This window comes from Blautia wexlerae DSM 19850 (assembly GCF_025148125.1).
GTDB lineage: Bacteria > Bacillota > Clostridia > Lachnospirales > Lachnospiraceae > Blautia_A > Blautia_A wexlerae.
Genome location: NZ_CP102267.1, coordinates 4,124,427 through 4,137,089 on the forward strand (window position 1 = coordinate 4,124,427; position 12,663 = coordinate 4,137,089).

Below are 12,663 nucleotides of genomic sequence, written 5' to 3' on the forward strand. Positions count from 1 at the left end.
TCTGAATATTTGAAAATAAGTATAATCCGCTGTAACGACACTTGTCAAGAAAACAAAATACCGCAGAGACTTTCTTTGTCTCTGCGGCGATTTATAGCCCTGTTATAATCAGATATAATTTCCATCATGTACACTCTGCACTGTAAATGCAGATTTCTTTTTCACGAAATCAATCGCATCTTTCACAGTGATTCCGTCAATCTGCCAGTTCGCATAGAAACCATCCAGAGTCTTTAATGTCTCGTCTTTTGCTGTATTTTCATCAAGAACAAGAAGTACGACCAGACCTGCTGCCTTAAGATGGCGGACAGTTTCTGCATAGTTTTCACTCGCTGCCGGATGATACAGATAGGTATGTTTTCCAAGTACAGTCAGTCCCTTTTCTACCTGCTCTACAAAATCAAGAGTGATTCCTTCTTTACCGATCGGGAATTCCACTACTACCGGTGTCTGACCTTTCAGTCCTGCACGAACCTGCTCGTCCACTTTTCCGATCTGGGATCTATCCTGAGAAACAAAGGTTTTTCTCACAACACCGCATGCAGAAGTCATATTTGTGACACGATCTATCAGGATCAGCTCACCCAGTGTTCTGTGCCTGTCAAATTCGTCTACAACGATCTTCTCTGAGAATTCCAGAGTACAGGAAGCAATCTCATTTTTCTTTAAGGTATATGCGCTTTTCTTTTCACCTGTATTAACATCCACAGAATAATTGATCTTTGTAACCAGGCCGGGGATCATCTTTGTACCGATTTTTACAAAGAAGTTCTTGCCATCCGTAAGAGCATTGTCATCCATCCAGAGGATATCTGCTTCCACAGAGTCTGTAAGAACTGCGCCGGAATCAATGGTAAGTACACATCCGCGGGAAACATCTACTTCTCTGTCAAGCTGGATGGTAACAGGCTGTCCCTGTACCGCTTCCTGAACTTCTTTATCGCCAACAAGAATACTCTTTACATGAGCTTCTTCTTTACTGGGAAGAGTAGTCACAAGGTCGCCTGCCCTGATGGCACCATTTTCAATCTGTCCCTGGAATCCGCGAAACTCATGATTTGGTCTGCAGACTCTCTGTACAGGCATATAGAAGCCCTTCTCTGTATCTTCCTTAATGTCTACGGTTTCCAGATGGGAAAGAAGCGCCTCACCTTTATACCATGGCATATTGTCAGATTTGGTTGTAACGTTATCACCTTCTGTGGCAGATACCGGAATAATAGTTACATTGGCAAGTTTCAGTTCTTCTATCAGTGCTGCGATCTGATTCTCAATGTCGCGGAAACGTTTTTCATCATATTCAATAAGATCCATTTTGTTTACTGCAAATACAAAGTAACGGATTCCCATCAATGCGCAGATTCTTGCATGACGTCTTGTCTGTACCAGTACTCCCTGTGAAGCATCCACCAGGATAACTGCCAGATCTGCAAAGGACGCACCCACTGCCATGTTTCTTGTATATTCTTCATGTCCGGGTGTATCTGCAACAATGAAGCTTCTGTTATCTGTTGTAAAATAACGGTATGCAACATCAATGGTAATTCCCTGTTCACGCTCTGCCATCAGACCGTCCAGAAGAAGAGAATAATCAATGGCACCGCCTCTGCTTCCTACTTTGGAATCCAGCTCCAGAGCTTTCTCCTGATCTGCATAGAGAAGCTTTGCATCATAAAGAATATGTCCGATCAGAGTGGATTTTCCATCATCCACACTTCCGCATGTAATAAATTTCAATAATCCTTTCATTCTAGAAATACCCCTCTCTCTTTCTTCTCTCCATGCTGCCTGCTGCCTCGTGGTCGATCACCCTGCTGGTACGTTCAGAAGAAACAGCACTTAACGTCTCATCAATAATCTCATCCAGAGTATCTGCTTCAGATTCAATACCTCCAGTAAGCGGATAGCACCCAAGAGTACGGAATCTGACTTTTTTGTTTTCAATCTTTTCACCCGGACGGAGTTTTAATCTGTCATCATCCACCATAATGATATTTCCGTCTCTGTAGATGACCGGTCTTTCTTTCGCAAAATATAACGGTACAATTTCGATATTTTCACGCTGAATGTACTGCCAGATATCCTTTTCTGTCCAGTTGGAAATTGGGAATACTCGCATACTCTCTCCCTTCTGGATCTTAGTGTTATAAAGCTTCCACATCTCCGGTCTCTGGTTTTTCGGATCCCATGCCTGAGCTGAATTGCGGAAAGAAAAGATTCTTTCTTTTGCTCTGGATTTCTCCTCGTCACGGCGGCCGCCTCCAAATGCCGCTGTAAATCCATATTTGGTCAGAGCCTGTTTTAACGCCTGTGTTTTCATGATATCTGTATATGCAGAACCATTGTCAAATGGGTTGATTCCTGCCTTTACACCCTCTTCATTGGTGTAAACCAGCATATCAATTCCGTTTTTCTTTGCGATTCTGTCGCGGAATTCGATCATCTCATGGAATTTCCATGTAGTATCAATGTGAAGGAACGGGAATGGAGGTTTCTCCGGGTAAAATGCCTTCATCGCCAGATGGAGCATAACGGAGCTGTCCTTTCCTATAGAATAGAGCATAACCGGCTTTTCACACTCGGCTGCTACTTCTCGCATAATATAAATCGCCTCTGCCTCAAGCGCATCAAGATGAGATAAGTTACTCATTGCATTATCCTCCTCTGTTTGTTTATACTCGGAATCTTTTCGTACTTGAGCAAATACACTAGAGCGTGTCTGAAAAATCATTCCCGCAATCTGCACGCCCCACTTTGCGGTATATTTTGTCCGAATTCGGTTGTCGTAGCCCGCTACGACGCCCTCATCCGAACAAAATCTCCCACAAATTGTGACGCACATCTTGCGTAAAGCATTTTTCAAACACACTCTAAAGACTCTGAGAATACATACTTATGTTTAATATTTATTAGCGTCTTTCTTATTAACCTGAATAGTGATCTTAGTGCCATCCGGCTTCTCCACTGTCCATGTGGAAATATCCGGTTTCTCTGATACAACCATACTTGCACCTCTGCCTCCCACATCAGCTCCAAGGAAAAAGCGGATGGCATCATGCCTGCATTCCTTAATACAGGAAGTACATCCCCAGCAGTCTCTTACCTGACGGATAAAGGCTTTGTTCTCTTTATCCTTTTTGATCAGATTTCCGGGACAGGCTTCGATACATCTGCCGCATCCTGCACATTTACTTTTCTGAATCCGAATGCTCATCTCTCACCTGCTCCTTTCTCTGCTGTATTCAAACCTGTATTTTCCTTTGTGATCAGGTCACGATATACGATCTTAATCTCGCCGTTTTCCATACGGGAGTTTACATATTTCATCCACTCTTCGCTCTGCTGCGGGTAGTCTGTATTCTCTCCGAAACTATGCCATCTGGTTTCCTTTCTGGCTGCCAAATGTGCGATCACTGCCTGACACACGATCAGTCGTTCGCGAAGTTCATAAATCTGCATCAGTTCATAAGTATCTGTTGCTGCCAGAGTGTCAACTACTGGCAACAATGCTGCGATCTTTTCATCTGCCTTTGCAAGACTCATCCCGCTGTATCTGTAGTCTGTACCGATTCCTCCTGCGTACTGATCCATGATCTTCTGCATGGCTTCCTCAAGCTGCTCTGCATTCATCAAAGAACGGGAAGCATTCAAATGTGATTCGTATTCTGCCTTCTTAGCTATTGCAGTTTGAGACAGCTCCTGTTCTCCGCCACGCTCTAAAGCCTCTTCCTTATTTTCCGCTGCGATCCGGTCATCATCTTTGCCATTCAGATATTCCAAAATCGCCTCTGCTGCGATCTCACCTTCTGCCAGTGCGCCGGTTACATATTTCTGCGGACATCCTCCTGCTACGTCTCCGGCTGCATATAAACCTTCAATAGTTGTAGCTCTGTTATTATCTACCCAGTAACCGCTGGCTGTATGTCCGCCTACAATATATGGTTCTGTGCCCTCAATCTCTACATTCTCTTCGGATGGTCCTTTTCCGGCTTCCATCCATTTCAGAGTCTGGGACGGTGCCATATTCAGGTAAGCTTTATAAAGGTCCTGCTCCTGTTCTTTGGAAATGCCTTCCGTTCTGAGATAACATGGACCGTTTCCTTCTCTGTTCTCCATGACTGTACCGTAAACTCGCTGGGAAGTTGTCAGACCATATTTTGTTTCATAAATATCACCATGTGCATTGACCTGTCTGGCCCCAACACCCTGAGCAATAGTTCCTGTAGGAGCAATCGTGTCCTTACATCTCAATGCAATGAAACGCATCTCAAAGGTTGTCATCTCCGCACCGGAAAGAAGTCCCATTGCATATCCTGCACCTGTGTTAAACGGAGGATACCACATCTTATGTCTGGAAAATCCCGGATTATTCGGTCTGTAAAGTCCCGCTGCACCACCTGTGGCACAAAGAACTGCTTTCGCATCAATGTCATAGAAAATATCCTCATTAACGCTAAATCCAACTGCGCCTGTGACTTTTTTGTTTTCTGTTTTATAATCTGTAATATTTACATGATTGAGAACCGTAACATTCTCCTGTTCAGCTGCCGCCTTTGCAAGGATTGGCTTCATATTTTCGCCATTGATCTTGATGTTTCGGTTTCCTCTGGCAACATATTTTCCGTTTTCGTCCTTCAGGATGACCAGCCCCAGATCTTCCATCACCTTTGTCACATGATTCAGTCTCTCTGACATGGTAAGAAGAAGGTCTTCTCTTACGATTCCATGGGCATCCTTTTTGGCATAATCCACATAATCCTGCGGCACTCTGCCTTCTGTAATATATGCGTTCAATGCATTCACGCCCGCCGCCAGACATCCGCTTCGCTTAATATTCGCTTTCTCTGCGATCAGAACTTTTCTGCCGCTTTTTTTGCCGATCACATAGGCTGCAAAGCATCCTGCCGTACCGCCACCGATGATCAGCACATCTGTCCTGATTCTCTCTGTTCTCATTCTCTCTTACCCTTTCCTCCATACCAGTGTGCCAACAAGTTGATTTCCCGATCAGTCTTGCGTCTGAATTTCTTATTTCTTCATTGTCGTCAGTCGCCGCAGCCACCGCTGTCAGATAATTACAAAGTCATCCCTTACAGCCTCATTTTCGATCAGCTGTACACTGTCACCTCTCAGTGCAAAAATCCTGTAAAGGAATACATTCACAGTCTCACCTTCCCGGATATCTGCTTTCTCCAGACTTCTTCTGGCAGTTACTACGGAATTGTTGACTCTCACCTGAAGTTCCAGATTATCTCCCCTGAAAGAAACCCGTTCAACCACTCCCCGGGATACGGAAGTTTTGAACTTCTCCACCTCATCCAGTTTGGAGATTTTTACAAATTCCGGGCGGACAATGATCTTGTCTGCTCCTTCTGCCTGAGCAAAGGTATGGAAATCATCCGCATCTTTCAACACAGATGGCTGTCCGAAGAAGGACGCTGCAAAAGCTGTCTCAGGATTTCTATAAACCCCTATAGGAGTTCCTTTCTGTTCGATCCGTCCTGCATTAGTGATAATAATCTCATCTGCTACTTCAATGGCCTCATCCTGATCATGAGTAACGAAAATACTGGTAATTCCCAGCTTCCCGATCATCTCTTTTAACCAGCTTCGCAGTTCCTGACGGATTTTTGCATCAATGGCTGCAAAGGGCTCATCCAGAAGCAGCACCTGGGGATTTGGAGCAAGGGCTCTGGCAAATGCCACCCTTTGCCTCTGACCGCCGGATAACTGGCTTGGATATCTTTTTTCCAGTCCTTCCAGCCCCACCAGTTTGATCAACTCTCTGACTCTGGCATCAATTTTCTTCTTATCAGCCTTCTGAACCTTCAAACCAAATGCAACGTTGTCATAAACTGTCATATAGCGAAACAACGCATAATTCTGAAATACAAATCCAATCCCACGCTGACTGGCCGGAACATCATTTACCACTTTTCCATCAATAATGACCTCTCCGCTGTCCGGGGTTTCCAGACCTGCGATCATTCGAAGAATAGTTGTTTTTCCGCTTCCGCTTGGTCCCAACAGACCAATCAGTTTACCTTTCTCAATTCCGAAATTCACATTCCTTGATGCCTGGTAAGAACCATATGTCTTATTGATATTTTTTAACTCTACATACATATCAGGCTTCCTTCTTTCCTTTATATTCAATCAGGCTTCTGACTACCAGAATGATAACCGCCATGATCACAAGCAGTGAAGATACGGCAAACGCCGGAACATACTGAAACTCATTAAACAAAATCTCTACATGAAGAGGAAGTGTATTGGTCTTTCCTCTTAAATGTCCGGAAAGTACAGATACCGCTCCAAACTCTCCCATTGCTCTTGCCGTACAGAGCACAACTCCATACAGTAATGCCCATTTGATATGAGGGAATGTGATCTTCCAGAAAATGGTCCATCCACCTGCTCCCATCAGGGCTGCCGCTTCCTCCTCATCGCTTCCTTCTGCTTCCAGAACCGGAATCAGTTCTCTGGAAATAAAAGGAAAGGTTACAAATACAGTTGCAATAATGATTCCCGGTACAGAGAATACAACTTTCATCCCTAACTTCATGAGAAAAAAGTAAACAGGACTCTGTCGTCCGAAAATCAGAAGAAAGATCAAACCTGCAATAACAGGGGAAATAGTAACCGGAAGATCGATCAGGGTAGTGAGAAGCTTTTTACCCCTGAACTGAAACTTCGTCAGTGCCCAGGCTGCAAAAACACCAAAAACAGTGTTAAAAACAACTGCAAAGAGTGTTGCCTTCACTGTAAGAAGAAGTGCTTTGATGGTGTACTCATCTGTCACTGCAGCTGCATAGACCTTCCATCCGCTCCGCAATGCTTCTGTGATCACAGTGATCAGAGGAAGAAGGAGCATGACTGCCAGAAACAGAACACTGATCCCGACAAGCAGACATTTTGTAATTTTCTCCGAAGTCTTTTCATTGTTGTCCATCAGGCATTTCCTCCTCTTAAAATTCTTGCATTTCTCTGCTGTATCATACTGTTAAGGAACAGAATAAAAAATGAAACTGCCAACATCACAAGTGCGATTGCCGTTGCACTTGAATAATCAAATTCCTGAAGCTCTGACATAATAACCAGCGGTGTGATTTCTGTATAATAGGGTTTATTTCCTGCGATAAATACAACACTTCCATATTCACCCAGACATCTTCCGAACGCAAGTCCGGTCCCTGCAAAGATTGCGGGCTTCAGTTCCGGAAAAATGACCTTCCAGAAGATAGTTGTTTTCTTTGCTCCCAACACTCCTGCTGCCTCGCTGTAAGAATTATCCATCTTTTCCAGAACCGGCTGTACACTTCGCACAACGAACGGTATCCCTACAAATATCATGGCCACTGTAATGCCGATTCTTGTGTATGCAATCTTGATACCGAATCCTGCAAAAAAGCTGCCTACAATTCCGGAATCTGAGGTCAGGGATGTCAGTGCAATACCTGCTACCGCTGTGGGAAGAGCAAAGGGAAGTTCGATCATCCCATCCATAAGTCTCTTGCCCGGAAAATCATATTTCACAAGCACCCACGCAAGAACAGTTCCCATAATTCCATTTATTACTGCTGCTGCAAAAGCACATACAAAACTGGTATAAAAGGATGCCAGCACTCTGGCTCTTGTGATGGTTTCGATAAAATCTTTAAAACTCAGCTTCGCTGTGTAGACCACCAGACTTGCCAGGGGAATCAGAACTACCAGACTCAATATGGAAATGGTAATTCCCATGGAGAGCCCAAACCCTGGAATCACCGATTTATTTCTTTTTTTCATAATCAATTACCACCTCTCCTGTCTCATATATTCTGTCTGTGCTTATGCTCTTGCTTCATCTTGTCTTCCTTTATCTCTCATAAATCTGATCGAAAATTCCGCCATCTGTGAAATGTTTCTCCTGCACTTTATCCCATCCGCCATAATCACTGATATTTGCCAGATTTATATTCAGATCAAACGTATCACTGTGCTTCTTCAGGATTTTCTCATTAGTGGGGCGGAAATAATTCTCTGCTGCGATCTCCTGTGCTTCGTCGGAATACAAATAATTCAAATACTCAGTTGCCACATCTCTTGTATTTCTGTAATCCACCACTTCATCTACCACCGCCACAGAAGGCTGTGCCAGAATACTTACGCTTGGAGTAACAATCTCATACTCATCCGGATAATCCCGCATGGATAGATAAGCTTCATTTTCCCACGCAACCAGCACATCTCCTTGTCCGTTCTCCACGAAAGAGGTCGTTGCGCCTCTTGCGCCTGAGTCAAGAACCACCACATTCCGGTAAAGTTTCTTGATAAATTCCTTCATCTGTGCTTCATCGCCACCATACTTTTTATCTGCGTAAGCCCACGCTGCCATGTAGTTCCATCTGGCACCGCCGGAGGTTTTCGGATTTGGTGTTACTACTCCCACTCCTTTTTTCGTCAGATCGTCCCAGTCTTTGATATCCCTGGGATTTCCTTTCTTCACCAGAAATACGATAGTGGATGTATAAGGAGAACTGTCATTGTCAAATTTATCTTTCCATCCTGCCTTGATCAGCCCTGCGTTTTCAATAGACTCAATATCATATTCCAGTGCCAGGGTTACCACATCTGCATCCAGACCATTGGCTACCTCAAGTGCCTGTTTCCCTGAACCGCCATGGGACTGTATCACTTCCACATCTTCCCCCGTCTTCTCCTTCCAGTGGTCTTCAAATATTTTATTATACTGTTCAAACATCTCTCTGGTAGGATCATAGGAAACATTGGTGACAGACACCGTTTTTCCAAAAGCCTGTACCGGCATCAGGGCCAGTACAACTGCAAGACCAAAGGCAAATAATTTTCTGATCATGTTTCATCTCCTTTAAAGTACCAGTAGTTTTTTGCATTCTCTACTTTTCATAGTTATTCGATATGTTTTATATGATATTACAAGAAATGACAGAATTTGTCAATAGTGTATTAAAATAAGTACAATTTATGTTGTGTAGATAAGAACACAAAAAAAGCAGCATCCTGAAATACAGAATGCTGCAGTCAAAATTACATATTTTTTATTCGGCAGAAGCTGCTGCCTTTTCTTTCTCCGGGAAAAGCTTTCCGAAAATAAATCTTACGAATGGTCCGGCATAAAAGATCTGCCAGAAGAATGCCATCGGGAAGTTCATTGCTGTTGTCTGGAGCCATGTGGGAATGATCTGACTTGCCGGTGCATGTTTGATCAGCACAGTTGCCGCAAAGCTCATACATGGACACATAAATGCAACGGATACTGCTGAGATTGCAAGTACAAGGTGGAACGGATTATCTCTTCTCATATCCACAATACCAAATGCAATCTTCTTTGCAAGACCACCGATGATAAAGAAATCAAGAATAAATGCAATCGGTCCCATAAATGTTAATTCATGAAAAGCTAACAGAAATGTCTCATTTGTCATTGTCCCTGTGTTCAGTACAATGTTGTAGCAGATCATGGCATAAACCATTACAAACACCATGATAATTGTAAAAATAACTTCCTGAAACTTGTTTTTAGGCATAAAAAATCCTCCTTAGATAGTATGAATAACATCAATTAGAGATTTGTGTTGTTCATAACCATCCAGGAGGATGTACCGTTTCCAATAATACCAAATATCTGTTTCTTAAATTTACCGTTGGTTATTATACGGACTGTTTTAAAAAAAGTCAAGGATTTTTTCAGTACCTGCAGTGTGAATCAGGAAACAAAGGTTACTGTTCACACACCACTGTCCCGCGAGGTGTTTTGGCATGAATATGCCAAAATCCCGAGACATACAAGCCAAAATTCCATTGCCGCAGGCAATCTGGAATGAATTTTGGCTACGTTACTGTGAACGGAGTGAACCAATGTCATTAACTTAAGAGATTGTTGCTTGTTAAACGGGCAATGCTCTCTCTGATACCTGCTTGATATTTCCTAAAATATTACTTGACAAATACTCCTCAATATGCGGCGTTATTACTGATCAATCAGTAATAACGCCCTTTAATTAGGCACTGTTATTTTTAATTACTTAATCAAAGGAGTATTTATTTATGAACTATTCAGATTCTATCAAAGCTATTTTACTTGCTGCTATCAATGATCTTTCCAAAACACCGGAAAAATATGCTGTCAAACCCGGAGTTGATTTTATCAGAAACAGAAAACTTGGTTTTAAAGATTATATGCTGATGTTTCTGACTATGGAAGCTGACTGTATCAGGGAAGAACTGTACCGTTTTTTCGGACGTACTATCGATGCACCTTCCAAAGCGGCTTTTTACAGACAGCGTAAAAAGATCAGGGAAGATGCTTTTCGGAATCTTCTTCTTGCTTTTAACAGGAAACTTCCTAAAAAACTATATAACGGTAAATATGAATTCTGGGCCTGCGATGGTTCTTCCTGTGATATTTTCCTTAACCCTGAAGATAAGGATACCTATTTTGAACCAAATGGTAAATCTACCAGAGGATTTAACCAGATCCATATCAATGCTATGTTTTCTTTACTTGATAAGCGTTTTACTGATATTTTAGTCCAGCCTGCCCGAAAGCGAAATGAGTATTCTGCTTTTTGTTCCATGGTTGATTCTGCAGATATCCATGAACACTACAAAGTCATTTTCTTTGGGGACAGAGGTTATACTTCTTACAACAACTTTGCCCATGTGATTGAAAAGGGGCAGTACTTCCTTATCCGATGTAACGATAAAAGAGCTTCCGGAATGATGGGATATCCGGTTGATACCCTGCCAGCTTTTGATGAAGATATCTCTCTTATACTGACGAGGTCTAAAGCTGTAAGCAAATATTCCAGACCTGAACTATTCTCTTCATACCGATACATTTATCAGAATGCTCCGATGGATTATCTCAATGATCAAAGAACGGAATATGACCTTGCTTTACGTTTGTTACGCGTACAGCTTGATGATGGCTCTTATGAAAACATTGCTACGAATCTTCCAGAAGAAGAGTTTAAAGCTGAAGATTTCAAAGCTCTTTATCATCTGAGATGGCAGGAGGAAAACTCTTTCCGAGATTTAAAATATTCCCTGTGTCTGAAAGCGTTTCACTCAAAAAAATATGATTATATTGTGCAGGAAGTATGGGCAAGAGTTATTCTATATAATTTCAGTTCCAGCATAATCATAAATGTAACTATTGATCGGGAAGATCGTGCTTATGAATATCAGGCGAATTATTCATCCGCGCTTAAAACATGCAGGGATTTTTTAAGGATTCACGATGGGATAACAAAGATAAATGTAGAAGGTCTGATCGCTCAAAATATTGAGCCGATCAGACCTGGAAGAACCTTTGCCCGCCAGCATAGGTTTAAACTTCCGATGAGTTTTTGTTATAGACATTAGCATTAACTCATATATTACTATATTTCATCTTTAGACAAATTTCAATGTTAAATATTGATTTTGTCTTTTTGTTATACCCAAATTTCAGTAAAACATTGTATCTTAATCCCTCAATATCCCCTTTTTTATCATAATCAAATCCTTCTGCTGATATTTTCATCAATGCAGTATTAGCAAATTGCTTAAGTTAATGACATTGGGAGTGAACAGTAACGAACAAAGTTTATCTCTACAAATACGGGATCCCCGGTATCTCCGGATAACTGCCCATTCCGATCAGAAGCTCCAGACCTGTCTGTCTGGCATTTAATACCGCTGTCTTAGCAGCACTGGCATCTCCGGAAACTGCCAGGATCACTTCATTGGAATGGCTGGTTCCCTTATTCGGCGTCATATATTTCGCAATGGAAAGAGGCGCTGATTTCATCGCAGTATCTGCCATCACAAGCCCTATTGCAGCCGGAGAACCCGCCATAAACCCAAAGGCTTCTCCAACCGGTACTCCGAATGCTTTATTCAGAGCCTGTCCTGCACTGGCTGAATAGGCAAATTCCAGATGTCCACTCTCGCTGATATAGAGTTCACCTGCATATTTATTCGTAAGTTCCAAAGCCATAGATATGGCATGGCGAACATCCGAGACATCAGTTCCCCCAAGAACAATATAGTTTCCATGACCACCCCATCCCTTGGTATCCCTCGGCAATTCTATGGAAAGAACCTCTGTGTTGGTTGCTTTCACCGCATCATCGATAGCAGTGATCTGCCCTGCAGCACCTGTACGGGAGCTGAACAATCCCAGACAGCGATACTTCATTCCTACGTTCATAGTCTCCAGCAAAGTATCATCAATCCCTGAAATCACAAGCCCGATCGTATCCAGAACTGCGGTTCCTACAAATTCATTTCTTGTACAGTTTGTACTTATCTTGTGTACATCTATCATTTGAAATCCTCTCCCGTTCTTTTTCCTGTATTTACTCTGTTAATGGGTATCTTCCGTATACCGCTCTCTGAGTCAGGCAACAACTTTCTGCGCGTTTTTTCTTATAGCAATTCCATAAAATAATGATAACATGAAACCATTTTACCGTAAAGTTAGATCATGCACATTCCTTAGATTTCTGCGACTTTTTCTCCCCTGCGGAGATTATGAATATCTGCCTGACTTATAGCAAAAGAGTCCTTCTGTTTCCCACTACATTAATAATAACAAGTTTCTGATAGATTGCCCGATATGGGCTTAGAATTTATAGATACGTGCAAATTTTCCGG

Annotated in this window: 11 protein-coding genes and 2 pseudogenes; 2 read left to right on the forward strand and 11 right to left on the reverse strand. The window is 42.4% G+C overall.

Features of this window, described 5'->3' with window-relative positions; all coding sequences use genetic code 11:
- Nucleotides 1-108 precede the first annotated feature (108 nt).
- Both NQ550_RS19050 and cysD read right to left on the reverse strand, forming a co-directional pair.
- Nucleotides 109-1,749: a sulfate adenylyltransferase subunit 1 gene (locus NQ550_RS19050; RefSeq protein WP_025580834.1), complete on the reverse strand. Its 1,641-nt coding sequence runs from the start codon at nucleotides 1,747-1,749 to the stop codon at nucleotides 109-111.
- 1 nt (nucleotide 1,750) lies between these two features.
- Complete coding sequence (gene cysD, locus NQ550_RS19055; protein WP_025580835.1) at nucleotides 1,751-2,650, reverse strand: sulfate adenylyltransferase subunit CysD; 900 nt, start codon at nucleotides 2,648-2,650, stop codon at nucleotides 1,751-1,753.
- A gap of 45 nt (nucleotides 2,651-2,695) precedes the next feature.
- Between cysD and NQ550_RS22670 the strand changes: the two are divergent.
- Nucleotides 2,696-2,788: pseudogene (locus tag NQ550_RS22670) on the forward strand (DUF6783 domain-containing protein); the annotation flags it as partial.
- On the opposite strand, the pseudogene NQ550_RS22675 reads toward NQ550_RS22670, so the two are convergent.
- The 8 genes and pseudogenes from NQ550_RS22675 to NQ550_RS19090 form a co-directional block, all read right to left on the reverse strand.
- Nucleotides 2,756-2,842: pseudogene (locus NQ550_RS22675) on the reverse strand (DUF6783 domain-containing protein); the annotation flags it as partial. The pseudogenes NQ550_RS22670 and NQ550_RS22675 sit on opposite strands and share 33 nt — an antisense overlap.
- A gap of 57 nt (nucleotides 2,843-2,899) precedes the next feature.
- Complete coding sequence (locus tag NQ550_RS19060) at nucleotides 2,900-3,214, reverse strand: 4Fe-4S dicluster domain-containing protein (RefSeq protein WP_008705189.1); 315 nt, start codon at nucleotides 3,212-3,214, stop codon at nucleotides 2,900-2,902.
- The gene (locus NQ550_RS19065; protein ID WP_025580836.1) at nucleotides 3,211-4,956 is read right to left on the reverse strand and encodes an adenylyl-sulfate reductase subunit alpha; all 1,746 of its coding nucleotides are present in this window, start codon (nucleotides 4,954-4,956) and stop codon (nucleotides 3,211-3,213) included. Before NQ550_RS19065 ends, NQ550_RS19060 begins: the two co-directional genes overlap by 4 nt.
- Before the next feature lie 111 nt (nucleotides 4,957-5,067).
- Nucleotides 5,068-6,126 carry a sulfate/molybdate ABC transporter ATP-binding protein gene (locus NQ550_RS19070; protein WP_025580837.1) on the reverse strand — a complete coding sequence of 353 codons (1,059 nt, stop codon included), beginning with the start codon at nucleotides 6,124-6,126 and terminating at the stop codon, nucleotides 5,068-5,070.
- Between the two features lies 1 nt (nucleotide 6,127).
- Nucleotides 6,128-6,952, reverse strand: coding sequence for a sulfate ABC transporter permease subunit CysW (gene cysW / locus NQ550_RS19075; protein ID WP_025580838.1), 825 nt, complete (start codon nucleotides 6,950-6,952; stop codon nucleotides 6,128-6,130).
- Entirely contained in the window at nucleotides 6,952-7,788 is an 837-nt protein-coding gene (cysT, locus tag NQ550_RS19080) for a sulfate ABC transporter permease subunit CysT (RefSeq protein WP_025580839.1), read from the reverse strand. The genes cysW and cysT overlap by 1 nt, the downstream gene beginning before the upstream one ends.
- Nucleotides 7,789-7,858: 70 nt before the next feature.
- A complete protein-coding gene (locus NQ550_RS19085; RefSeq protein ID WP_025580840.1) occupies nucleotides 7,859-8,857 on the reverse strand; it encodes a sulfate ABC transporter substrate-binding protein in 999 nt (332 codons plus the stop codon).
- Between the two features lie 202 nt (nucleotides 8,858-9,059).
- Nucleotides 9,060-9,548, reverse strand: a complete 489-nt coding sequence (locus tag NQ550_RS19090; protein ID WP_008705200.1) for a DUF2798 domain-containing protein — start codon at nucleotides 9,546-9,548, stop codon at nucleotides 9,060-9,062.
- Between the two features lie 520 nt (nucleotides 9,549-10,068).
- On the opposite strand from NQ550_RS19090, the gene NQ550_RS19095 reads away from it, so the two are divergent.
- Entirely contained in the window at nucleotides 10,069-11,388 is a 1,320-nt protein-coding gene (locus tag NQ550_RS19095) for an IS4 family transposase (RefSeq protein WP_118568905.1), read from the forward strand.
- A gap of 229 nt (nucleotides 11,389-11,617) precedes the next feature.
- Here NQ550_RS19095 and pduB read toward each other — a convergent pair whose 3' ends face one another.
- Nucleotides 11,618-12,334, reverse strand: coding sequence for a microcompartment protein PduB (gene pduB / locus NQ550_RS19100; protein WP_008705201.1), 717 nt, complete (start codon nucleotides 12,332-12,334; stop codon nucleotides 11,618-11,620).
- Nucleotides 12,335-12,663 lie beyond the last annotated feature (329 nt).

Bases quoted from the DNA above. Each gene is read 5' to 3' on its own strand.
- NQ550_RS19050 (WP_025580834.1), bottom strand. From the start codon at position 1,749: ATGAAAGGATTATTGAAATTTATTACATGCGGAAGTGTGGATGATGGA.
- cysD (WP_025580835.1), bottom strand. From the start codon at position 2,650: ATGAGTAACTTATCTCATCTTGATGCGCTTGAGGCAGAGGCGATTTAT.
- NQ550_RS19060 (WP_008705189.1), bottom strand. From the start codon at position 3,214: ATGAGCATTCGGATTCAGAAAAGTAAATGTGCAGGATGCGGCAGATGT.
- NQ550_RS19065 (WP_025580836.1), bottom strand. From the start codon at position 4,956: ATGAGAACAGAGAGAATCAGGACAGATGTGCTGATCATCGGTGGCGGT.
- NQ550_RS19070 (WP_025580837.1), bottom strand. From the start codon at position 6,126: ATGTATGTAGAGTTAAAAAATATCAATAAGACATATGGTTCTTACCAG.
- cysW (WP_025580838.1), bottom strand. From the start codon at position 6,952: ATGGACAACAATGAAAAGACTTCGGAGAAAATTACAAAATGTCTGCTT.
- cysT (WP_025580839.1), bottom strand. From the start codon at position 7,788: ATGAAAAAAAGAAATAAATCGGTGATTCCAGGGTTTGGGCTCTCCATG.
- NQ550_RS19085 (WP_025580840.1), bottom strand. From the start codon at position 8,857: ATGATCAGAAAATTATTTGCCTTTGGTCTTGCAGTTGTACTGGCCCTG.
- NQ550_RS19090 (WP_008705200.1), bottom strand. From the start codon at position 9,548: ATGCCTAAAAACAAGTTTCAGGAAGTTATTTTTACAATTATCATGGTG.
- NQ550_RS19095 (WP_118568905.1), top strand. From the start codon at position 10,069: ATGAACTATTCAGATTCTATCAAAGCTATTTTACTTGCTGCTATCAAT.
- pduB (WP_008705201.1), bottom strand. From the start codon at position 12,334: ATGATAGATGTACACAAGATAAGTACAAACTGTACAAGAAATGAATTT.